We start from the raw sequence: 20,748 nt of genomic DNA, 5'->3' as shown, positions 1-20,748 counted from the left end.
GATGCGGGTAGCCGAGGTGGTCGGGCGGGTTCTGTACGGACACGGCGCACGGCACGTCTTCGGGGTGGTCGGCAGTGGCAACTTCCATGTCACTAACGCGCTCGTCGCGGCCGGCGCCCGGTTCGTGGCGGCGGCCCACGAGGGCGGCGCGGCGAGCATGGCAGACGGGTACGCCCGCACCGCCGGGACGGTGGGGCTGCTCTCGGTGCACCAGGGCCCCGGCGTCACCAACGCGCTGACCGGCCTCACCGAGGCGGCGAAGAGCCGTACCCCGATGGTGGTCCTGGCCCCGGAGGCGACCGCGCCGCTGTCGAACTTCTTCATCGACCTGCCGGCACTCGCCGCCGCGGTCGGGGCCGACTTCCACCGGGTACGCGCGACGCACGCGGCCGAGGACGCGGGCGCGGCCTACCGGGCCGCCGCGCGGGGCGCGACAGTGGTGCTGGGCCTCCCGTTGGAGGTGCAGCAGGCAACCGAACCATGGTCCGGCCCGGTCCCCGCGGCCGCGCCGGCCCCGGTCACCGCCCCGCACGTCGAGCCCTTGCTGGCCGCGCTCCAGGCTTCCCGCCGACCGGTGTTCATCGCCGGTCGGGGCGCCCGCTCGGCCCGGGAACCGCTGATCCGGCTCGCCGACGCGTGCGGCGCGTTGCTCGCGGTCTCCGCCGCGGCGAAGGGGCTGTTCGCCGGGAACCCGTGGAACCTCGACGTGGCCGGCGGCTTCGCCACCCCGCTCACCGCCGAGCTGATCGGCGGGGCGGATCTGGTCGTCGCCTGGGGCAGCACGCTGAATATGTGGACCACCAGGCACGGCGAACTGATCCCGCCCGACGCCGTCGTCGTTCAGGTAGACCGCGACCCGACCGCGTTCGGAGTGAACCGTCCGGTCGACCTGACCGTGGCCGGTGGAGTGGCGACTGTCGCCGAGGCGCTGCTCGCTCGCCTGGGCGTCGACTCCACCGGCCCCGCGGGCGCGACCACCGGCGGATGGCGTACGCCGGAGCTGGCACAGCGGATCCGCGACCACGGCCGGTGGCGGACCGTCCCGTACCGGGACGAGAGTGCGCCGGCGCGGGCCGGCGCCCCGGCGACGATCGACCCGAGGACGCTCTCGACCGCCCTGGACGACCTGCTGCCGTCCGACCGGACGGTGGTGGTCGACTCCGGCAACTTCATGGGCTACCCGTCGATGTGGCTCGACGTGCCGGACGTGGCCGGATTCTGTTTCACCCAGGCGTTCCAGTCGGTCGGGCTCGGGCTGGCCAGTGCGCTCGGCGCGGCGGTCGCCCGGCCGGACCGGCTCACCGTCGCCGCGGTCGGCGACGGTGGCTTCGTCATGTCCGCCACCGAACTGGTCACCGCCGTCCGGCTGGCGCTACCCCTGCTCGTGGTGATCTACGACGACGCGGCGTACGGGGCGGAGGTGCACCACTTCGGGCCGGACGGGCACCCGTTGGAGACGGTCACCTTCCCCGAGACCGACCTGGCCGCGATCGCCGGTGGCTACGGCTGCGACGGGTTGACCGTCCGGACCGTCGACGATCTCGAACCGGCACGCCACTGGCTCGCTGGTCCCCGTACCCGACCGCTGGTGATCGACGCCAAGGTCAGCGCCGCGCGCGGCTCGTGGTGGTTGGAGGAGGCGTTCCGTGGCCACTGAGCCACCGTCGTGCCCACGCTGCCGCCCCGGCCTGCTGGACAGTGATCCGCGAGGAGTGCTACGGCGATGTCCTCGGGCACGTCGTCATGCTCGACCCTGAGGGCAACGAGTTCTGCGTCGCCTGACGCCGTGGTCAGGCGGTTGCGGGTGGGGCCGGCAGAACCTCACGTAGGTCAGGCGCAGGCGACCCGGTCCGCGCCGGGGCGCGCACACGCGGGTCGTGCGGCGGCAGGTGGCAGACTCATCGGCGTGGACGACGTGGCCGCATCGACGGTGGATGGTGAGCTGGAGAGCGTCAGCCTGGTGGACCTCGCCGTCTCTCGGCTGACCCGGGAAATCCTCAGCGGCAAGAGCGACCCGGGCGAACGCCTGGTGGAGGAGCAGTTGACCCGACGGCTGGGGATCAGCCGGGCTCCGTTGCGGGAGGCGCTGCGGCTGCTGGCCCAGCAGGGGCTGGTCGAGCACGTGCCCCGGCGCGGTGTTCGGGTCGCCACCCTGTCGGACCGCGACGTGCGGGAGCTGTACGAGCTGCGTGACGTGCTGGAACGCTTCTCGGTACGGGCGGGGATCCCGGTCGCCAGGGAGAGTGACCTCGCCGGACTGCGGGCGACGCTGGACCAGTTGAGGGAGGCGACCCGGGCCGGCGACCGGATGGCGGTCGCCGAGTCGCACCGGGAGTTCCACGTCGCGCTTGTGGCACTCGCCGGTAACCGTCAGCTTTCCGCTGTGTACGGCTCGATCCTGGTGAAGCTTCAGCTCTACATGGCGATCAACCTGCGCCGGGAGGCGGAGCTGGCGCAGCCGCTGGACGGTGTCCACCGGCATGAGCGGTTGTTCGAGGCGGTCGCCGGGGGAGACCCGGAAGAGGTGCTCACCGTGCTCTCCGGGCACGGCGCTCGCTCGTATCTGGGCTAGCCGAGGTCGGCCGTGGCCCGGTGAGTCCGGGCCACGCGCCGTCATGTTGTCGTTACGTGACGCGCGGGTTCCTGTAACAGAACAGTCGACAATCGACAGTATGCCAGAGCGAGTAGGGTCCATTTCGGAGCTTCGGTCGGCGTACCGTGAGGGCGGCCTGACCCCGGCGGACCAGGCCGAGCGAGTCCTGGACGGGCTCGCCGGGCACGACGACGGACCGGTCTGGATCAGCACCGTCCCGGCCGATCGTCTGCGTGAGCGCGCCGAGTCGCTGAGCCGCTACGGCGATCCCGCGCTGCCGCTGTACGGGATCCCGTTCGCGGTGAAGGACAACATCGACGTGGCCGGCATGGTCACCACCGCGGGCTGCCCCGACTTCGGGTACGAGGCCGTCGAGGACGCGCCAGTGGTGCGGCGACTCCTCGACGCCGGCGCGCTGCTTGTCGGCAAGACCAACCTCGACCAGTTCGCCACCGGTCTGACCGGCGCCCGCTCGCCGTACGGCAGTTGCCAGAGCGTCTTCGGCGGCGGCCTCATCTCCGGGGGTTCCAGCTCCGGCTCAGCGGTCGCGGTAGCTGCGGGCCAGGTCAGCTTCGCCCTGGGTACGGACACCGCCGGCTCCGGTCGGGTGCCGGCGGCGCTCAACGGGATCGTCGGTCTCAAGCCCACCCGGGGTCTGCTCAGTACGGCCGGCGTGGTGCCCGCCTGCCGCTCCCTGGACTGCGTGTCGGTCTTCACCACCGACGTGGCAGGCGCTCTCGACGTGCTGCACGCCGCCCGCGCGGTCACCTCGACCGACCCCTGGGGACGTCCGTTCCCGGCCGAGCGGGTGGTTCCCCGCCCGCCGGGGACGCTCCGCCTCGGGGTGCCCCGGGCGGAGGACCTGGAGTTCTTCGGCGACAGCGGGCAGCAGGCCCGGTTCGCGGCGGGGGTGGAACGGCTGCACACCTTCGTCGGGTCCCGTCGGTCGGTGCCGCTCGGTGCCTTCTTCGAGGCGGGCGACCTGCTCTACCGGGGGCCCTGGGTGGCCGAGCGGCTCGTCGCCCTGGACGGCTTCCTGCGGTCGCACCCCGAGTCGGTCTTCGAGGTGACCCGTGCCGTACTGGAGACCGGGCGTCGCTACGACGCGATCGACGCCTTCCGCGGTCAACACCGCCTGCGCGAACTGCGAGCCCAGGTCGACCAGCTCTGGCAGGACGTCGACGTGCTGGTGGTGCCCACCGTCGGCACCACCTTCACGCTCGACGAGATCGCCGAGGATCCGATCGGGCGCAACGCGATGCTCGGCCGCTACACCCAGTTCGCGAATCTGCTCGACCTGGCCGCGGTGACCGTACCCAACGGGTTCACCAGCTCCGGCCGCCCGGCGAGCCTGACCCTGGTCGGCCCGGCGTTCAGCGACACCACCCTGGCCAGGCTGGCCGCCGCGGTCACCGAGGGCGCGTCGACCCAGATGGTCGAGGCGAGCCCGCCACCTCCCCAGCGCTCGGCTGAGCTGCTTGTCGCAGTGGTCGGCCGGCACCTGACCGGCGAATCCCGCAACGGCGAGCTGCTCGGGCGCGGCGCGGTCCTCGCCGGTACCGCCCGCACCGCGCCGCTCTACCGGCTGTACCGGATGGACACGCCCGATGGCGAAGGGCTGCCAGGTCTGGTCCGGGTCGGCGCGAACGGTCACCCGATCGAGGTCGAGCTGTGGCGGCTGCCCAGCGCGGCTCTCGGTGGGTTGCTGGCCGGAGTGCCAGCACCCCTCTCGCTCGGTTGGGTCCAGCTGCACGACGGACGTGACGTGCTCGGGTTCCTCTGCGAAGCGTACGCGGCGGGCCCGCCGGCCGAGGACATCAGCGCCAGCGGCGGGTGGCGGGCCTACCGCCGATCCGCCGCCCGGCGCTGACGCGCCAGCATCAGCGATCACGACAGGAGGCGAGAGGATGGGCAGCATCGGGCCGGTAACGGCCAACCCCTACCCGTGGCCCTACGACGGCGCGGCGGACACCGCGCGTACCGCACTGCTCTGCATCGACTGGCAGACCGACTTCTGCGGACCGGGCGGCTACGTCGACGCGATGGGTTACGACATCGGCCTCACCCGGGCCGGCCTGCCGGCCACTGCCCGGTTGCTCGAGCACGCGCGATCGCTCGGGATGCTTGTCGTGCACACCCGGGAGGGACACGACCCGCAGTTGTCCGACCTGCCGGCGAACAAGCTGTGGCGTTCGGCGCGCATCGGCGCCGAGATCGGCGCGCCCGGCCCGGCCGGCCGGATCCTGGTCCGGGGCGAGCCGGGCTGGGAGATCGTGCCGGAAGTGGCCCCGGTGGCCGGCGAAGTGATCATCGACAAGCCCGGCAAGGGTGCCTTCTACGCGACAAACCTCGACCTGGTGCTCCGCAGCAGGGGCATCACCCACCTGATCCTCACCGGCATCACCACCGACGTCTGCGTGCACACCACGATGCGCGAGGCGAACGACCGGGGGTACGAGTGCCTGATCCTCTCGGACTGCACCGGCGCCACCGACAAGGCCAACCACGACGCGGCACTGCACATGGTCACCATGCAGGGCGGCGTCTTCGGCTGCGTCACCACATCCGACGACGTCATCGCCGCCACGGCCGAGTGAGGTGCGCCCATGGTGACCATCGCGGCGGCGCGGCCCAGCCCGTACGCCTTCGACATCTCGACCACGGCGCTGCTCGTCATCGACATGCAGCGCGACTTTCTGGAGCCCGGCGGGTTTGGTGAGAGCCTGGGCAACGACGTCGCCCAGTTGCGCCGCACCATCGCACCGCTCGCGGCGCTGCTGGCCGCCGCCCGCGCCGTCGGCCTGAGTGTCGTGCACACCCGCGAGGGGCACCTGCCCGACCTGTCCGACTGTCCGCCGGCCAAGCTCAGCCGCGGTGCGCCGAGCAGGCGGATCGGTGATCCCGGACCCAAGGGTCGCATCCTCGTCCGCGGCGAGTACGGCCACGACATCATCGACGAGCTGAGGCCGCTGCCCGACGAGCCGGTCATCGACAAGCCCGGCAAGGGTGCCTTCCACGCCACCGACCTGGACGTCCTGCTCGCCGGGCGGGGTGTCCGCAGCCTCCTGGTCACCGGGGTCACCACCGAGGTCTGCGTGCACACCACCGTCCGGGAAGCCAACGACCGCGGGTACGAGTGCCTCGTGCTCGCCGACTGCGTCGGGTCCTACTTCCCGGAATTCCACCGGGTCGGGCTCGACATGATCGCCGCCCAGGGCGGCATCTTCGGCTGGGTCGCCGACTCGCTGCAGGTACGCGCCGCGCTACCCACCACCCCCGTGTTGCAGCCCTCCTCCTGACCGGGAGCAGTCATGGTCTCGACCAAACCCACAAGCGTCGCGCTGCCGTACTGGGTCCGCGGCGACACCAACGCGTTCTTCGGATTCGGCGTCAACGTCCTGGTCAACGTGCTCACCCTGACCGGGCTCTGCCTCGCCGTGGTGAACCTCCCCGAGGGGGAGGTGTTCGGCACCATCCTGCCGGCACTGGGCATCGCCCTGGTCGCCGGAAACATCTACTACACCTACCTGGCCCGCCGGCTGGCTCGACGGGAGAACCGCACCGACGTGACGGCCCTGCCGTACGGGCCGAGCGTGCCGCACATGTTCATCGTCATCTTCGTCATCATGCTCCCCATCTACCTGCGCACCCAGGATCCGGTGCGGGCCTGGGAGGCCGGGCTGGCGTGGGCCTTCATCATCGGCGTGATCGTGCTGATCGGCGCGTTCGTCGGGCCCTACATCCGCCGGTACGCGCCACGGGCCGCGCTGCTCGGCACCCTTGCGGGAATCTCCATCACGTTCATCTCGATGAACCCCGCCGGGCAGATGTGGCGGATGGCCTGGGTCGCCCTGCCGGTCCTCGCGCTGCTGCTGATCGGGTTGTTGACCGACGTGAAGTTGCCGTTCAACTTCCCGATCGGGCTCGCGGCACTGCTGCTCGGTACCGCGATCGGTTGGGCCGGCGGTGCGATGTCGGTGCCGGACGTCACGGCCGCCGCCCGGGACATCGCGATCGCCGTGCCCTCGTTCAAGCTGGACCTGCTCTTCGCCGGGCTGGTCGACATGGCGCCTCTGCTGGCGACGGCGATCCCGCTCGGCGTCTACAACTTCACCGAGGGAATGACGAACGTGGAGAGCGCGGCGACCGCGGGGGACAACTACAACCTGCGCAGCGTGCTGCTCGCCGATGGCGCGGGTGCGGTGATCGGGGCCGCGCTCGGCTCGCCGTTCCCACCGGCCGTCTATGTCGGTCACCCGGGTTGGAAGGCCGCCGGTGGGCGCAGCGGCTATTCGATGGCGACCGGTGTGGTGATCGCGTTGCTCTGCTTCTTCGGCATGTTCGGGCTGCTCGGCGCGATCTTCCCGACGGCGGCGATCGTGCCGATTCTGCTCTACATCGGGTTGCTGATCGGGGCGCAGGCGTTCCAGGCGACCCCCAGGGCGCACGCCGCCGCAGTGGTCGCGGCGCTGATTCCGAACATCGCCGCCTGGGCGACCGGGCAGATCGACAACGCTCTGGCGGCGGCGGGCACCACCGCCGCGGCGGTCGGCGACGATGCGCTCAACGGCGCTGGCGTGATCTACGACGGGCTTCTGGTGCTGGGTCAGGGTGCGATCCTCGCCGGCCTGGTGCTCGGCGCGGTGGTGGTCTTCATCATCGACAAGCGGTTCGTTCGGGCCGCGATCTTCGCCGGCTCCGGTGCACTGTTGTCGTTCATCGGGTTGATCCACGGCGAACGGATCGAGTGGAACGCCAACGGCCAGGTGGCGCTCGGCTACCTGTTCGTCGCGGTGATCTGTGTGGTCTTCGCGCTGGGCCGCCCCACGCCCCGCGAGCCCGGCCCGGAGGAGGTCGAGCCGGACGTGGAACCGGGTCGGGCCGGGCCGGTCACCGATCGGTCAGCGGAGGAGCAGCGGACGTCGGCAGTGAGCGGGTGAGCCGGCCGGCCCGGTCGGGGGCGTCACGGCTCCCGACCGGCCCGGGAAGTTCCTGACCGAACGGATCGAAGGGACGTACCGCATGGAGATCGACCGGACGGACGTGGCCGCCGAGGTGGCGGCGGCCTTCACCGCCTACGAACAGGCGCTGGCGGCTGGCGACGCCGACCTGATCTGCGGGTACTTCTGGGATTCCGAGCGGACCGTTCGGTTCGGCCTCGCCGACCATCAGTACGGGCTGGACGAGCAGCGCAAGTGGCGCGCGGCGCAGCCACCGTTGCCGGCCGGTCGCCGGCTGGTCGACCTCATCATCACCACGTTCGGCCTGGACCTGGCGGTCGTGACAACCCGGTTCGGGTACGACGGCACCGCCACGACCGGGCGGCAGACCCAGACCTGGGTACGCCTGCCCGTCGGCTGGCGGATCGTCACCGCGCACGTCTCCGTCTCGGGCGCGGCCACCGACTGACGGAGTACGCGCCGCCCGGGACAGGACCCGGGCGGCGCGTGCTCCGACGTCGCGCGCGGTACTAGTTGCGCCTGCTCCACTGCTGGTTGGCGCCGCCGTGGCAGGCCCAGAGGTGAAGTTGCGTCCCGTTGGCCGTGCCGGATGCGACTGCGTCGAGGCACAGCCCCGACTGGGCGCCGGTGATGGTGCCGTTGGAGTTCAGGTTCCACTGTTGGTTGGCTTGGCCGTTGCAGTCCCAGATGATGACCGCGGTGCCGTTGCTGCTGCCCGCACCGCTGGCGTCCAGGCACTTGTTGCCGTACACGGTCAGCGTGCGGTTGGCGGTGTAGGTCCAACGCTGGTTGGTGCCACCGTGACAGTCCCACAGTTGCGGACGAGCACCGTTCGTCGTGCTCGAGTTGGGAATGTCGATGCACCGGTTGGCCGGGCTGCTGGCGATCAGCACGTTCTGCTGGCCGGGCGGCGGGGTCGACGGCGGGGGAGTGGTGGGTGGCACTGTGGACCCGAACTGGGCGAAGAAGTTCCAGACCTCCTGCTTGACCCAGCTCCGCGCGCCGCTCTCACAGCCGGCGCAGCCGTCCACCGGGCCCTGCTGGTGGCCGCCGTCGAAGGCGGCCCAGAGCACCGGGTATCCGGCCTGGCAGGAGTACGCGGTGGTGATGTGGGTCAGGCTGCCAGCCCTTGGCTCGGGTGGGCTCTGTGCGGCGCATCCGTTGTTGCGGACGAACCTGTCGCGCAGCGAGCGTCCGCTGGGGATGTTGTCGTTGATGCCGTGGATCCCCAGGTACGCGACCGGTCCGGTGCCGCCGCTGCATCCGCTGATCGCCCCCGGGGCCGCGATTGCCGCGACCGCACGGAATACCGTCGGTCGGGAACACGCCAACGAGTAGCTCATCGCGCCGCCGTAGCTGAACCCGACCGAGAAGCGTTGTGTGGTGTCGACGCAGAGAGCGTTGTCGATCATGCGGATCATGTCGTCGGTGAAGGTGACGTCTTCACCGTTGGAGTTGCCCCAGCCGTTGTTGAGGCCCTGCGGGGCGACGAAGATGGTGCTGTTGTTCGCCTGCGACTGCATGCCGTAGTAGGCCCACGCCGCACCGTCGCTTCCGCCCGACGCGACCTGACTGGCGGTGCCGCCCAGCCAGTGGAACCCGAAGGCCAGCCGGTGGGCGTAGGTGTTGTTGTAGCTGTCCGGCAGTCGAAGGATGAAACTACGGCTCTTCCCGCCGCTCTGGATGGTGTGGGTGCCGCTGTTCAGCCCGGGCGCCTTGCCGCAGCCGGCAGTGGTGGCCGCCGCCGCCGGTGCGACGGTCGTGAGAACGTACATTCCGACGGCGATCACAACCATGACCGCCATGGCTGCCCCCAGCCAGGGGCCGGAGAGTTTACGAAGCGGCACGGTTGCGCCTCCTTGCGAGTCGTTGAACATCCGTTGGGCCGGTCCCCTCTGCGGGAACCTCGTCGGGCTCAACTCCGGCTCCAACGTTGGTTGGCCGCGCCGGTGCAGTCGGAGATCTGCACGCGCGTGCCGTTGGCCGTGCCGTTGCCGACCAGGTTCAGGCAGCGGCCCGAACCAACTCCGGTGATCGAGCCGTCGGCGTTGAACCGCCACTTCTGGTTGGACTGGCCGTTGCAGTCCCAAATGATCACCGAGCTGCCGTTCGCGGTGCTGGCGCCGTTGACGTCGAGGCACTTGCCGCCAAAGACGCGCAGTTCCTGGGCGGCGGTCGAGGTCCAGCTCTGGTTGCTCTGACCGTGGCAGTCCCAGATGATCGCCGTCGCGCCATTGGTCTGCGAGGCGCCGTTGACGTCGAGGCACCGTCCGGAGGACGTGCTGCGCAGGGCCGACGTGTCGCTCGGCGGCGGGGTGGTCGGCGGTGGGGTGGTCGGCGGCGACGTGGGATCGGTGCCACCGAACTGGGTGAAGAACCTCCACACCTCGCCCTTGGTCCAGGTCCTGGCGCCGCTGTCTCCGCCGCCGTCCACCGGGCCGGGGGTGTGCCCGCCGTCGAAGGCTGCCCAGACCACCGGATAGCCGGACCGGCAGCCGGAGTAGGTGGTGGTGATGTGGGTCAGACTGCCCGCCCTCGGTTCGGGTGGGCTCTGGGCGGTGCACCCGTTGTTCCGGACGAACGTGTCACGCAGGGACCGTCCGGCGGAGATGTTGAGCACCGAGTCCCCGATGCCGTGGATCCCCATGTACGCGACCGGCTGGGTGCCGCCGCTGCACCCGCTGAGCTGCCCACCGGAGTAGACCGCGACAGCGCGGAAGACACCTGGGCGGGAACAGGCCAGCGAGTAGCTCATGCCCCCGCCGTAGCTGAAACCGAGCGCGAAGCGCTGGGTGGTCTCGACACACAGATCGGCCTCGATCAGGCTGATCATGTTGTCGACGAAGGTGACGTCCTGGCCGCCGGGGTTGGCCCACCCGTTCCCGTTGCCCTGGGGTGCGACGAAGATCGTGCTGTTGTTCGCCTGCTGCCGCAGCCCGTAGTAGGACCAGGCCGCCCCGTCGGACCCGCCGCCGTCGACGTCGTTCGCGGTGCCGCCGTTCCAGTGGAACCCGAAGATCAACCGGTAGGGGTGGTTCCTGTCGTAGTTGTCGGGGATCCTCAGGATGAAGCTGCGGTTCTGGCCGTTGCTCTGAATGGACCGCTGGCCGCTGGTCAACGTGGGCGCCTTGCCGCACCCGGCGGTCGCCGCGGCCGCTCCGATGTCCGCGGCCGACGCGGTGGTGCTCAGACCGCCGGCCAGTGCCCCTGCGCTCACGGTCACGACGACGGCCGCCGCCGTCGCGAGCAATCCAAGGATGGGTCTACGTCTTGTCATGAAGGGGCTCCCGCCATTCGGCACGAACTGGTTGAAAGGGGTCCACGGCCGACCGGTTCATCGACGCAGGTGTCTGCCGCTGGTCTCGCCGCCCGCGCGGGACCACTCGGCAATCGATTCGACAGTGGTCACCTCGTGCGCCCAAACATCACGAGACCGTTCGACCGACGGTGCCGGAGCACCTGGCTCGGCGTCGAATCGATTCGTTCCGACGCTAGATCGCGCAGTGAAAGATGTCAATGCCGTGTCCGGCAGGTTGCGGGCCGGTCCTGTCGGTCAGGCGCTCGTGAGATCGGCCGCGCCGAAGGAGACCGCGAACCGCTTGCACCAGATGGAGACGCTCCGGAAGTCACCTGGATCCACCGACGCCGGTAGCTCGTACACCTGGTTGCCCTTGTTGCCCTTGAGCTTGGCCAGCTCGACCCATTCGCCGTCGTCGAACACCCGCCAGCCGGCCGTGCCCCGGATGACCGGTTGGTCGGTCAGCCACACCCGCAGGTCCGGGCCGTTCGACGTGTCCAGGTCGCGGATGACCAACTGGTGGCGCCCGTCGGCGAGCCGGTGAATCTCGGCGCTGCCGGTCGTCCGGTGCTCATGGGTGACGAACTCGCCGGCGGTCAGGATCTCGTTCGCCGCCGGGGTGGCTGCCGACGCCGCAGGGGTTGGGGTGGCTGCCGACGCCGTCGGGGCCGGGCTCGCGGACACCGGGGTCGGGGTGACAGATGTCGTCGCGACGCGGGGAACGGCCTCGTCGACGTAGGTGTCGGTGACGAGCTTCCACGGCTGGAACCAGTACAGGGCCAGCATCGACACGACGACAGCGCAGGCGAGACCGGCTCGGACCAGCGGCGACCGGAACATCCGTCTTCCCATCACCGCAGCGTACGGCCGCAGCCGCCGTCGAACTGTTCGCGAACCATTGCGGAACTCTTACGACGGTCACCCCTGCGTATCTGCCAGCGCCTGTCCGCACCGGCAGGCGCCCTGGGCCTCCGGCAACGTCTGCACCGCGTCGCCGAGCAGGAGGCGCAGGCGCTCGATGTTCCGGGCGAAGACCGTGAACACCTCCTGCTGAGTCACGCCCTGACCGACCTCCACGCCCGAGTCGAGGTCGGTCACCAGGGACAGCGCGGTGTAACACAGTGCCAGTTCGCGGGCCAACACCGCCTCCGGGTGACCGGTCATGCCGACGACCGACCAGCCCTGCCGGCCGTACCACAGCGATTCCGCGCGGGTGGAGAACCGGGGCCCCTCGATGACGACCATCGTTCCGCCGTCGACCGGCTGCCAACCAGTGGATCGGGCGGCGTCGAGAACCGTGGCTCGTCCGACCGGGCAGTAGGGGTCGGCGAAGGGAACGTGAACGACCGGGGAGGGCTTCCCGTCCGCGCGCGGCTGTCCGTCGTAGTAGGTCTGCTCCCGGCCGCTGGTCCGGTCGACCAGTTGGTCCGGTACGACGAGGGTTCCCGGGCCCAGATCCGGTCGCAGGCCGCCCACAGCGCCCGGTGCGAGCACCTGGCGGACGCCGAGTGCGCGCAGCGCCCACAGGTTGGCCCGGTAGTTGATGCGGTGTGGGGGGAGGGTGTGCCGGCGTCCGTGGCGGGGCAGGAACACCACCGGCCGCTCGGCGACAGTCCCGACGGACAGCGCGTCGCTCGGCGGCCCGTACGGTGTGTCGACGGTGACCTCGGCGACGTCGTCGAGGAACTCGTAGAACCCGGATCCGCCGATCACGCCGATCCGCGGGCGGTCGGTCGTGCTGATGTCTCCTGCTGACATGTGTACCCCTCCTGGACGAACAGTGAAGAACGGCTGGGACCGACTCAGCTACGCTCGGCTCGTCGGCCCGCGACACGTCTGTCGACAGTGGTGGCGACGACCAGGACGACCACGATCGCGGCCCAGAGCACAGCCAGCCCGACGGCGAGCCCCAGCGGGTACTCGCGGTCCGGTAGGCCCGGGTTCGGTGGCGCCGAAGGTGGTCGCCACAGCAGCGGCACAGCGATCAGCAGCAACGTGGCGCTGGCCAGCAGACCTGCGGCGATCCAGGCCAGGCGCAACCGGTTCCTCACCAGTCGGCCCAGCGCCAGTCCGACCAGTCCGACCAGCGGCGCCACCAGGACGTCGTGCAGCACCGGGCCGCCGATCAGCCACGGCAGGGCGGTGTCGAGCTGGGGGAGGAGCAACCAACCGCCGTACGCGGTGGCCGCGGCACCGACCACGAACAGGAGCAGCCGGACGGTTCTCACCGCAACACCTCCAGCCTTGCCACCCACTTGGTCTGCAGGACGCCTGGCCGGCTCGGCGCGATGAGTCGGCAGGGGTAACCGTGGTCGGGAGACAGTTGCTCGCCGTTGATCCGCAGAGCGAGCAGGGTCAGCGGGTCGCGGGCGTGGGCCGCAGGGAGTGTGCTGGCCGCGTACAGACCGTCGGTTTCCAGTGAGCTGACCCGAACCGGTCGGCCGGTCGGTGCGCCGGCCCAGCGCAGCAACTCGACGACGGGCACGCCGGTCCAGTGGGCCGACGCGCTCCAGCCCTCGACACAGGCGATCGGCAGTTCCGCCGTCAGTTGCGGCAGGGCCGCCAGGTCGGCCAGGGACAGGCTGCCCCGACCGCCCGGCCAGACGATCTCCAGTCGCCAGTCCGGGGGAACGGCGATGTGCGCGGCAGCCGCCGTACGGTTGATCGGTACGCCCTGCGGCCCGGACGCGGAACGCCACGCCAGCGGCGACACCCGACGTAGCCACGGCACGGTGACCCCGGCGGTGGCCAGCACGGCGATGCCGGCGACGCCCGCCGAGGTACGCAGGAACGCCCGTCGCTCGGACGAGTCCCGGTCGTCAGCCTCCGGTGTCGCAGCCCGCCCCGCTCTGCTGCGCCGCAGTGGGGTGCCCAGCGCCGTCCGAGCGATCGGGAGCTTCACCGCGACGTGCAGCAGCGTCGCGCCCGCCACCAGCCAGGCGACCGCGTAGTGCGCCGTTGGGAAGAAGAACCCCCACGGGTACGACTGGGCGACGTTGAACAGGCCCGTGACCAGTTCGAAGAACGCGGCGCAGACCAGTACGAGGACGGAGATCCGTTCGAGGGTGTGGGCGGTCAACCGGATCGGCTGACGGAGGGGCGGGCGGACGAACAGCCTGGGGTAGACGCTCCACAGCTTGGCCAGCAGCAACGGGATCGCGGCGACACCGGAGAGCACGTGAACGCCCTGGGTGACCCGGTACAGGTTGACCGGTCGGGTCGGCCAGGTGAACCAGCCTGGCGGGTGCTGGATGTAGTGACTCAGCAGCCCGGTGCCGAAACACAGCCCGAACGCCACCCCGAGCCAGAGACCGAGCCGCGCGGCGACCAGCGGTGAGTGCGAGGGCGCTGTGAAGTCCTCGGGTACGGGGACGCGGGGCCGGCGGATCATGAGCGCGCCAACTCGGCGAACCAGCGTGGACCGAACCGGAAACGGTCGACGACCCGCAGGCCGGCAGCGGCGGCGACCCGGGCCACCGCCTCCGACCCGACCCGCGCCCAGCGGAACACCGGTCCGCGCGGCTCCCGATCGCCGGACGACCCGGACACGACGTACGCCTGCCCCTGCCACAGCCCGGCCCCCGGGGGTTCCACCTCGACCACCAGCGTTCCGTCGGCAGCGATCAGGGTGCCGCACCGGCGCAGCAAGCGGACCGGGTCGCCACCGATACCGATGTTGCCGTCGATGAGCAGGGCGTGCGCCCACCTCCCCTCCCCGGGAAGGGGTTCGAAGACGTCGCGTCGCAGGGCGACCACCCCTCGGCCCTGGGTCAGACGCACCGCCTCGGCGGAGATGTCCACCCCCAGTGCGACGAGGCCGCGGCGAGCGAGCGCCATCGTCACCCGCCCGGGGCCGCAGCCGAGATCGATCGTGGGCCCGGTGCAGCGTGCGGCGACGGACTCGATGGCCGGCTCGGGCGGCCCGTGCCATCGCCGTACCGGCAACAGGTCACGTCGCCCGTCGGTGTGCACCAGCCAATGGTCGGGTTGGGCAGCAGGCCGCCTCGGGCTGACCGGCGTGCCGTGGGCGTCATGATCGGCGGACCACCCGCCGAGTCTGCCCAGCACCACGTCGAAACCGTCGAGACTGACAGTCGACCTCACCGGGGGTGTCCGCTCAGCAGATGGCCGCCCACCGACGCGACAGCATCCGCGAACCGGGTGCCGGGTAGGTCGGCCGCGACCGCCAACGCCGTCGACCAGTCGTCGACATCCCGCTGCGCGGGCAGGAACGCCGGTTGTACGCCGTGCCCGCGCAGCGCGGCGAGGGTGCGGCGCCCGGTGTCGTCGGTCGACGTGGGTACCTCGCGTAACGCGCTCGCGTACCTCGCATCGCGTAACCCGAGCGCCCACCAGCCGCCGTCCAGCGCCGGCCCGAACACCGCCTCGTGTTCGGCGAGCCGGTCCAGCGCGGCGCTGAGCAGGGCCGGCCCGATCTGCGGGGTGTCCATGCCGATCTGCAGCACCGGTCGGCCGGGAAATGCCGCAGCGGTGTCGGCGTGGGCGTTCGCGAGGCGGTCGGCGAACGTGTCGCCGCGTTGCGGAAGCAGGTGCCAACCTGCCAACGCGGCGGTCAGCTCCGCGCTGTACTCGGCATCGGCGAACCGACCGGTGTGGGCCAACACGGGAATGGTCGAGGCGGTGGCGCGCACCGCCGCGAGGGTGTCCAACAACGACGCCGCAGCGATCCGGGCCGCCTGGGTGGGATCGGCGGGCGGGCAGAGGCGCGTCTTGGCCTGCCCGGGGACCGGCGCCTTCGCGACCAGGAGCAGGACGTTCACCGGCCACCACCGGCGCGCAGCACTCCGGCGAAGTCCCGGGTCGCCCGCAGCGTGCCCCGGACCGACCCGGAGACCTTCGACGTGGTGCCGGCGGCGCGGGGCGCGTACGCGACGTCCAGTTCGAGGATCCGCCAGCCCGCTCCGGCCGCGCGCAGCAGCAACTCCAGGGGGTAGCCGAACGCGCGGTCGTCGACACCGAGGCCCAGCAGCGCCGCCCGGCGGGCCACCCGGATCGGGCTGATGTCGTACACCGGCACGCCGCGACGCCGCAGCAGGGCGGCAACCATCGCGTTCCCGGCTCGGGCATGCCATGGCCAGGCATCCGCCGAGACCGGCCGACGCCGCCCGACGGCGAGATCGGCCCGTCCGTCGTGCACCGCCGAGACGAGCCTGGGCAACTCGGCCGGGTCGAACGAGCCGTCCGCGTCGAGCACGCAGACCAGATCCGCCTCCGCGGCCAGCAGGCCGGCGTGCACTGCCGCTCCGTACCCGCGTTGAGGCTCGTGGACGACCCGGGCCCCATGCTCGGCCGCGACGACCGGTGAACCGTCGGTGGAGCCGTTGTCGACCACGATGGCGTGGTAGCCGGGCGGTAGCCCGCTCAGTACGGCAGGCAGTGCGGCCGCCTCGTCCAGACACGGCAGCACCACGTCGATCGTTGTGTGCATACCGGCGACGCTAGGCCCGCCACCGGCCGTCGGGACCGTGGTTCGTCCTTACGAATCGCTTACACGGCAACGGATCTTACGACTCGCTGACGTATCGCCTTCGGGCAGTCGAACGCCTGGTGGGAGGCCGTAAGGTCGGCCGTCACCATGACCATGATGACCCGGCCGGGACGAACCCGGTCCGCTGACCTGATCGTCCTCGGCGTCGAGGCGGCAGTGCTCGCTGTCGCTGTCGCCGTCGGCGCCCTGCTCAACCATCAGGGCGTACGGCTGCACGCCGACGCGGCGCCGCTCTACGCGAGTTGGCAGCCCCATCTGGGCCCCGGTACCCCCGCCGCGTTGCTCGTCGCGGCGCTGTTCGTCTGGCGGGGCGTGCGCTGGGCGACCGACACGTCGTGGCCGCGGCTGCTGGCGGTCGGCTATCTCGCCTCGCTGCTCTGGACGCTGTCGCTGGCCCTTGTGGACGGCTGGTCCGCGGGGTTGACCGAGCGGCTCACCGTGCAGGCCGAGTACCTGCACGAGGTGCCCCGGGTGACGGACGTCGGCATCATGCTGTCCGGCTTCGCCGACCGCATTCTCGACTTCCAGCCCGACTCGTGGTCCACCCACGCTGCCGCTCATCCACCGGGGGCGTTGCTGTTCTTCGTCTGGCTGGAGCGGATCGGCCTGGGCGGCGGGACCGCCGCCGGGCTCGCCTGCGTGCTGCTCGGTGCCACGGTGTCGGTGTCGGTTCCGGTGGCGCTGCGGGCACTCGGCGTCGAGGACGCGGCCCGGGCGGTGTGGCCGTTCCTGGTGCTCCTGCCGGGGGCGGTCTGGGTGGGCGCGTCCGCGGACGGGATCTTCGCCGCGGTGGTCGCGGCCGGGTTGGCGCTGCTGGCGGTGGGTGGTCGACCAGGTGCCGCACTGGGCGGGTTGCTCCTCGGCTTCGCGCTCTACCTGTCGTACGGGTTCGTCCTGGTCGGGCTGCTCGCGTTGACGGTGGTGCTGCTCCGGGCGCGGGACCGACTCGGAGTGCTCCTGGTCGCGGCGACGGCGGTCGCGGCCGTCGTCGCCGTGTTCACCCTGGCCGGCTTCTGGTGGCTGGACGGCTACCACCTGGTGGCGCGTCGCTACTACCAGGGCTGGGCGGCGGAGCGTCCGTACGGTTACTGGGTCTGGGCGAATCTCGCGGCCCTGCTGCTCTCGGCCGGTCCGGTGGTCGGGCCGGCGCTGCGCCGGGCGGTGGCCGCCGTGTCGATCCACGCACCGCACCCACCGCTCGCCACGACACTCCGGCAGCGGATCGTCAGCGCCGGACCCACCGTGTGGTTGCCCATCGCGGCGACAGTGGCGGTGCTCGCGGCGGACCTGTCCGGGCTCAGCAAGGCCGAGGTCGAACGGATCTGGCTACCGTTCGCCGTCTGGCTGCTGGTCGCGACCGCGCACCTGCCCCACGGTCACCGACGGTGGTGGTTGGCCGCCCAGGCCGCCACGGCTCTCGCCGTCAACCACCTGCTCTGGACCGTGTCGTGACCGATGCCGGATCCCGCATCACCGCGTTGGTGAAGTCGGCGACGCCAACGGCGAAGCCGACCCGGGCGGTGAAACCAAGCAGCCGGGCGGCGCGCGCCGGATCGGCCACGACGTGCCGTACGTCCGCCGCCCGTCCGCCCCCGACCGTGACCGGCGCTGGCCCGCCCATCGCCGATGCCAGCTCGTGGGCCAACTCGCCGACGGTGTGCGGTTCGCCCGAGCAGACGTTGATCGGGGTCAGGGGATCCGGTGCCGGTGTCGTGAGGGCCAGCAGATTGGCCGCGGCCACGTCGGTCACGTGGACGAAGTCCCGCCGCTGCCGGCCGTCCTCCAGCACCCGGGGCGGTCGTCCGGCGGCCAGGGCCGAGCGGAAGATCGACGCGACTCCCGAATACGGGGTGTCGCGGGGCATTCGCGGACCGTAGACGTTGTGATAGCGCAGGGCCCACACCGATCCGCCGGTCTGCCGGGCCCAGGCACCGGCGAGGTGTTCCTGGGCCAGCTTGGTGGCGGCGTACGTGCTGTGCGGCTCCAGCGGCGCGTCCTCGGGCACGAGACCGGGGGAGAGCGCCTGATCGCAGCGAGGGCAGGTCGGCTCGTACCGGCCCTCGGCCAGGTCGACCACCCGGCGGCCGGCAGGCCGGACGATGCCGTGGGTGGGGCAGTGGTAGCGGCCCTCGCCGTAGACCACCATCGAGCTGGCCAGCACCAGTCGGCGCACCCCGGCGCTGTGCATCGCCGCGAGGAGGGTGGCCGTGCCGAGGTCGTTGTGCGCGGCGTACCGGGGGGCGTCGGCGGGGTCGAGGCCATGACCGACCATGGCTGCCTGATGGCAGACCGCGTCGACCCCGGTCAGTAGCCGGGTCAGCAGTTCGTTGTCGCGGACGTCGCCGACCACCAGGTCGTGCCGCTCGGTCCAGGGCGGCGCCGTCGCAGCGTGCGCCTCGGGCAGGAGCGCGTCCACGGCCACCACCTCGTGCCCGTCGTCGCTGAGCAGGTCGGCGATGTGTGAGCCGATGAACCCGGCCGCACCGGTGACAAGGATCCGCATTCCGGTCACCGTATGACCCCACGTACGCCTGGGCGGGTTTCCGCGCCCAGCCGTAAGAACCTCGCAAGGTTTGCTGGTCCGGGGGGAGTCCGCCGCGTGGCTAGGCTGGGCCGATGGACATTCTGGGGGAGACGTTGACGGGGCGGAACGGGGAAGGCCCGTGACGCAGCGCGTGCTGGTGGTCGACGACGATCAGACCGTGAGCGACGTCATCCGTCGTTACCTCGAGAACGACGGCTTCCAGGTGAGCCTCGCGGCGGACGGCGCGGCGGCACTGGCGGCCGTGGAGCGGCAGGCGCCAGACCTGGTCGTGCTCGATTTGATGCTGCCGTTGATCAGCGGCCTGGAGGTGTGTCGGGCGCTGCGGGTACGGCCGGACGGCGTACCGATCGTCATGCTCACCGCGCGCGGCGACGAAGCCGACCGGATCCTCGGGCTGCAACTCGGCGCGGACGACTACCTGACGAAGCCCTTCTCACCCCGGGAACTGGTGCTGCGGGTCCGTTCGGTGCTCCGTCGCGCCGGCGGTGGGATTCCACCAGAGCGTCCGGAGGCGCTCACCGACGGCAACCTGGTGGTGCACACGGCCTCCCGAACCGCAGGCCTCGCCGGTGCGGATCTGGCCCTGACGTTGCGCGAATTCGACCTGCTCGTCCACCTCATGCGGCATCCCTCCCGGGTCTTCGGCCGGGCCGAACTTCTTGAGCAGGTCTGGGGCTGGAACTTCGGGGACCACTCGACAGTGACGGTGCACGTACGCCGGCTGCGGGAGAAGATCGAGGCCAACCCCGCCGATCCGCAGCGGATCGTGACCGTCTGGGGCGTCGGCTACCGGTACGAGCCAGCCAGTGCGTGACATCGTCCTGATCTTCGCGATCGCCCTCGGCGCGGCACTCGGCATCGGGCTCGCCGGTGCGGTGCTGCTCCGCGCCCTGCGACGCAGCTCGATCACCGTGCACCTCAACGTGCTGCTCACCACCACTGTGGTCGCCGTCGCCGTCGGGGTGATGGCGGTCGCGGAAGCGATGTTCCTCTCCGCGCACGACAGTGAGGTGGTCCTGATCACCGTCGCGGCGGCAGCGGTGGTCAGCCTCGCCGTCGGCGGGCACTTCGGCCGGCGACTGGCTCGCGCCGCGGTCTGGCGCGACCAGGCCCGGGAGCGGGAACGGCAACTGGAGAAGGGCCGGCGCGACCTGGTCGCCTGGGTCTCCCACGACCTGCGGACCCCGCTCGCCGGGCTGAGGGCCATGGCGGAGGCGCTGGAGGACCGGGTGGTTCGTGATCCGGACACTGTCGACGAGTACCACCGACGCATCCGCCTGGAGACCGACCGGATGACGCGACTCGTCGACGACCTGTTCGAGCTGTCCCGGATCAACGCGGGAGCGTTGCGGTTGTCGTTGACGGCGGTGCCGCTCGGAGAGGTGGTCTCGGACGCGCTGGCCAGCACCACCCCGTTGGCCGACGCTCGCCGGATCAAGCTGATCGCCAGCGAGTCGGGGTGGCCCACGGTTGCCGCGAGCGAACCGGAGTTGGCCCGGGTCGTGGCCAACCTGCTGCTCAACGCGGTCCGCTACACCCCGGAGGACGGCACCGTACGCATCGAAGCCGGCCGGGAGGACGACCATGCCTGGCTGTCTGTCGCCGACACCTGTGGCGGCATTCCCCCGGCCGACCTTCCCCGCCTGTTTGACATCGCGTTCCGTGGTGAACCGGCCCGCACGCCCGGCCCCGGCGACGGTGGGGCGTCCGGAGGGCTGGGCCTGGCCATCGTCCATGGCCTGGTGGAGGCGCACGGCGGTCGGGTCGAGGTGCGCAACACCCCGGACGGCTGCCAGTTCATGGTCCGCCTGGCGACCGCCTGAGACAACGCTTCGCTCTCCG

20 protein-coding genes are annotated in these 20,748 nt (G+C 71.2%); 10 read left to right on the top strand and 10 right to left on the bottom strand.

Features of this window, described 5'->3' with window-relative positions; genetic code table 11:
* The first annotated feature begins 1 nt into the window (after position 1).
* From ACGF3C_RS21820 to ACGF3C_RS21790, 7 genes are all read left to right on the top strand, one after another.
* Positions 2 to 1,657, top strand: a complete 1,656-nt coding sequence (locus ACGF3C_RS21820) for a thiamine pyrophosphate-binding protein (RefSeq protein ID WP_393224640.1) — start codon at positions 2 to 4, stop codon at positions 1,655 to 1,657.
* 249 nt (positions 1,658 to 1,906) lie between these two features.
* On the top strand, positions 1,907 to 2,572 hold the full coding sequence (locus tag ACGF3C_RS21815) for a GntR family transcriptional regulator (RefSeq protein ID WP_124853711.1): 666 nt from the start codon (positions 1,907 to 1,909) through the stop codon (positions 2,570 to 2,572).
* A gap of 100 nt (positions 2,573 to 2,672) precedes the next feature.
* Positions 2,673 to 4,463, top strand: coding sequence for an allophanate hydrolase (atzF, locus tag ACGF3C_RS21810; protein WP_357229191.1), 1,791 nt, complete (start codon positions 2,673 to 2,675; stop codon positions 4,461 to 4,463).
* Between the two features lie 37 nt (positions 4,464 to 4,500).
* Complete coding sequence (locus tag ACGF3C_RS21805; protein WP_355496682.1) at positions 4,501 to 5,190, top strand: isochorismatase family cysteine hydrolase; 690 nt, start codon at positions 4,501 to 4,503, stop codon at positions 5,188 to 5,190.
* A 9-nt stretch (positions 5,191 to 5,199) separates the two neighbouring features.
* Positions 5,200 to 5,892, top strand: a complete 693-nt coding sequence (locus ACGF3C_RS21800; protein WP_357229187.1) for an isochorismatase family cysteine hydrolase — start codon at positions 5,200 to 5,202, stop codon at positions 5,890 to 5,892.
* A gap of 12 nt (positions 5,893 to 5,904) precedes the next feature.
* Complete coding sequence (locus ACGF3C_RS21795; protein ID WP_357229184.1) at positions 5,905 to 7,533, top strand: regulator; 1,629 nt, start codon at positions 5,905 to 5,907, stop codon at positions 7,531 to 7,533.
* Between the two features lie 82 nt (positions 7,534 to 7,615).
* Positions 7,616 to 8,002 (top strand): AtzH-like domain-containing protein, encoded by a 387-nt coding sequence (locus tag ACGF3C_RS21790; RefSeq protein ID WP_393224635.1) that lies wholly within the window; start codon positions 7,616 to 7,618, stop codon positions 8,000 to 8,002.
* Between the two features lie 61 nt (positions 8,003 to 8,063).
* Here ACGF3C_RS21790 and ACGF3C_RS21785 read toward each other — a convergent pair whose 3' ends face one another.
* The 9 genes from ACGF3C_RS21785 to ACGF3C_RS21745 all read right to left on the bottom strand — a co-directional run bounded on the left by ACGF3C_RS21785 (position 8,064) and on the right by ACGF3C_RS21745 (position 16,301).
* The gene (locus ACGF3C_RS21785) at positions 8,064 to 9,401 is read right to left on the bottom strand and encodes a ricin-type beta-trefoil lectin domain protein (protein WP_393224632.1); all 1,338 of its coding nucleotides are present in this window, start codon (positions 9,399 to 9,401) and stop codon (positions 8,064 to 8,066) included.
* 68 nt (positions 9,402 to 9,469) lie between these two features.
* The gene (locus ACGF3C_RS21780) at positions 9,470 to 10,831 is read right to left on the bottom strand and encodes a ricin-type beta-trefoil lectin domain protein (RefSeq protein ID WP_357228169.1); all 1,362 of its coding nucleotides are present in this window, start codon (positions 10,829 to 10,831) and stop codon (positions 9,470 to 9,472) included.
* A gap of 276 nt (positions 10,832 to 11,107) precedes the next feature.
* The gene (locus tag ACGF3C_RS21775) at positions 11,108 to 11,704 is read right to left on the bottom strand and encodes a DM13 domain-containing protein (RefSeq protein WP_357228173.1); all 597 of its coding nucleotides are present in this window, start codon (positions 11,702 to 11,704) and stop codon (positions 11,108 to 11,110) included.
* A 66-nt stretch (positions 11,705 to 11,770) separates the two neighbouring features.
* The gene (locus ACGF3C_RS21770; RefSeq protein ID WP_393224628.1) at positions 11,771 to 12,610 is read right to left on the bottom strand and encodes an S-methyl-5'-thioadenosine phosphorylase; all 840 of its coding nucleotides are present in this window, start codon (positions 12,608 to 12,610) and stop codon (positions 11,771 to 11,773) included.
* Between the two features lie 44 nt (positions 12,611 to 12,654).
* A complete protein-coding gene (locus ACGF3C_RS21765) occupies positions 12,655 to 13,080 on the bottom strand; it encodes a hypothetical protein (RefSeq protein WP_357228178.1) in 426 nt (141 codons plus the stop codon).
* Positions 13,077 to 14,243: a molybdopterin-dependent oxidoreductase gene (locus ACGF3C_RS21760; RefSeq protein WP_357228181.1), complete on the bottom strand. Its 1,167-nt coding sequence runs from the start codon at positions 14,241 to 14,243 to the stop codon at positions 13,077 to 13,079. Before ACGF3C_RS21760 ends, ACGF3C_RS21765 begins: the two co-directional genes overlap by 4 nt.
* Positions 14,240 to 14,956: a class I SAM-dependent methyltransferase gene (locus ACGF3C_RS21755; RefSeq protein ID WP_393224623.1), complete on the bottom strand. Its 717-nt coding sequence runs from the start codon at positions 14,954 to 14,956 to the stop codon at positions 14,240 to 14,242. Before ACGF3C_RS21755 ends, ACGF3C_RS21760 begins: the two co-directional genes overlap by 4 nt.
* The gene (locus ACGF3C_RS21750) at positions 14,953 to 15,633 is read right to left on the bottom strand and encodes a DUF2064 domain-containing protein (protein WP_357228184.1); all 681 of its coding nucleotides are present in this window, start codon (positions 15,631 to 15,633) and stop codon (positions 14,953 to 14,955) included. Before ACGF3C_RS21750 ends, ACGF3C_RS21755 begins: the two co-directional genes overlap by 4 nt.
* A complete protein-coding gene (locus ACGF3C_RS21745; RefSeq protein ID WP_357228187.1) occupies positions 15,630 to 16,301 on the bottom strand; it encodes a glycosyltransferase family 2 protein in 672 nt (223 codons plus the stop codon). Before ACGF3C_RS21745 ends, ACGF3C_RS21750 begins: the two co-directional genes overlap by 4 nt.
* Positions 16,302 to 16,448: 147 nt before the next feature.
* Here ACGF3C_RS21745 and ACGF3C_RS21740 point away from each other — a divergent pair, with 147 nt between their 5' ends.
* Positions 16,449 to 17,813, top strand: coding sequence for a hypothetical protein (locus ACGF3C_RS21740; protein ID WP_357228189.1), 1,365 nt, complete (start codon positions 16,449 to 16,451; stop codon positions 17,811 to 17,813).
* Here ACGF3C_RS21740 and ACGF3C_RS21735 read toward each other — a convergent pair.
* Positions 17,785 to 18,864 (bottom strand): NAD-dependent epimerase/dehydratase family protein, encoded by a 1,080-nt coding sequence (locus ACGF3C_RS21735; RefSeq protein WP_357228191.1) that lies wholly within the window; start codon positions 18,862 to 18,864, stop codon positions 17,785 to 17,787. The two genes, ACGF3C_RS21740 and ACGF3C_RS21735, sit on opposite strands and share 29 nt — an antisense overlap.
* Before the next feature lie 160 nt (positions 18,865 to 19,024).
* On the opposite strand from ACGF3C_RS21735, the gene ACGF3C_RS21730 reads away from it, so the two are divergent.
* A complete protein-coding gene (locus ACGF3C_RS21730; RefSeq protein WP_357228194.1) occupies positions 19,025 to 19,720 on the top strand; it encodes a response regulator transcription factor in 696 nt (231 codons plus the stop codon).
* Positions 19,713 to 20,729 (top strand): ATP-binding protein, encoded by a 1,017-nt coding sequence (locus tag ACGF3C_RS21725; RefSeq protein WP_357228197.1) that lies wholly within the window; start codon positions 19,713 to 19,715, stop codon positions 20,727 to 20,729. The genes ACGF3C_RS21730 and ACGF3C_RS21725 overlap by 8 nt, the downstream gene beginning before the upstream one ends.
* Positions 20,730 to 20,748 lie beyond the last annotated feature (19 nt).

It is taken from the genome of Micromonospora sp. NPDC047762 (genome assembly GCF_043204655.1).
Taxonomy (GTDB): Bacteria; Actinomycetota; Actinomycetes; order Mycobacteriales; family Micromonosporaceae; genus Micromonospora.
The sequence above is the reverse complement of the archived record's forward strand: the minus strand, read 5'-3'. Positions and strand labels throughout refer to the sequence as shown.

Bases quoted from the DNA above. Each gene is read 5' to 3' on its own strand.
- ACGF3C_RS21820 (WP_393224640.1), top strand. From the start codon at position 2: ATGCGGGTAGCCGAGGTGGTCGGGCGGGTTCTGTACGGACACGGCGCA.
- atzF (WP_357229191.1), top strand. From the start codon at position 2,673: ATGCCAGAGCGAGTAGGGTCCATTTCGGAGCTTCGGTCGGCGTACCGT.
- ACGF3C_RS21805 (WP_355496682.1), top strand. From the start codon at position 4,501: ATGGGCAGCATCGGGCCGGTAACGGCCAACCCCTACCCGTGGCCCTAC.
- ACGF3C_RS21800 (WP_357229187.1), top strand. From the start codon at position 5,200: ATGGTGACCATCGCGGCGGCGCGGCCCAGCCCGTACGCCTTCGACATC.
- ACGF3C_RS21795 (WP_357229184.1), top strand. From the start codon at position 5,905: ATGGTCTCGACCAAACCCACAAGCGTCGCGCTGCCGTACTGGGTCCGC.
- ACGF3C_RS21790 (WP_393224635.1), top strand. From the start codon at position 7,616: ATGGAGATCGACCGGACGGACGTGGCCGCCGAGGTGGCGGCGGCCTTC.
- ACGF3C_RS21780 (WP_357228169.1), bottom strand. From the start codon at position 10,831: ATGACAAGACGTAGACCCATCCTTGGATTGCTCGCGACGGCGGCGGCC.
- ACGF3C_RS21775 (WP_357228173.1), bottom strand. From the start codon at position 11,704: ATGGGAAGACGGATGTTCCGGTCGCCGCTGGTCCGAGCCGGTCTCGCC.
- ACGF3C_RS21770 (WP_393224628.1), bottom strand. From the start codon at position 12,610: ATGTCAGCAGGAGACATCAGCACGACCGACCGCCCGCGGATCGGCGTG.
- ACGF3C_RS21760 (WP_357228181.1), bottom strand. From the start codon at position 14,243: ATGATCCGCCGGCCCCGCGTCCCCGTACCCGAGGACTTCACAGCGCCC.
- ACGF3C_RS21745 (WP_357228187.1), bottom strand. From the start codon at position 16,301: ATGCACACAACGATCGACGTGGTGCTGCCGTGTCTGGACGAGGCGGCC.
- ACGF3C_RS21740 (WP_357228189.1), top strand. From the start codon at position 16,449: ATGACCATGATGACCCGGCCGGGACGAACCCGGTCCGCTGACCTGATC.
- ACGF3C_RS21735 (WP_357228191.1), bottom strand. From the start codon at position 18,864: ATGCGGATCCTTGTCACCGGTGCGGCCGGGTTCATCGGCTCACACATC.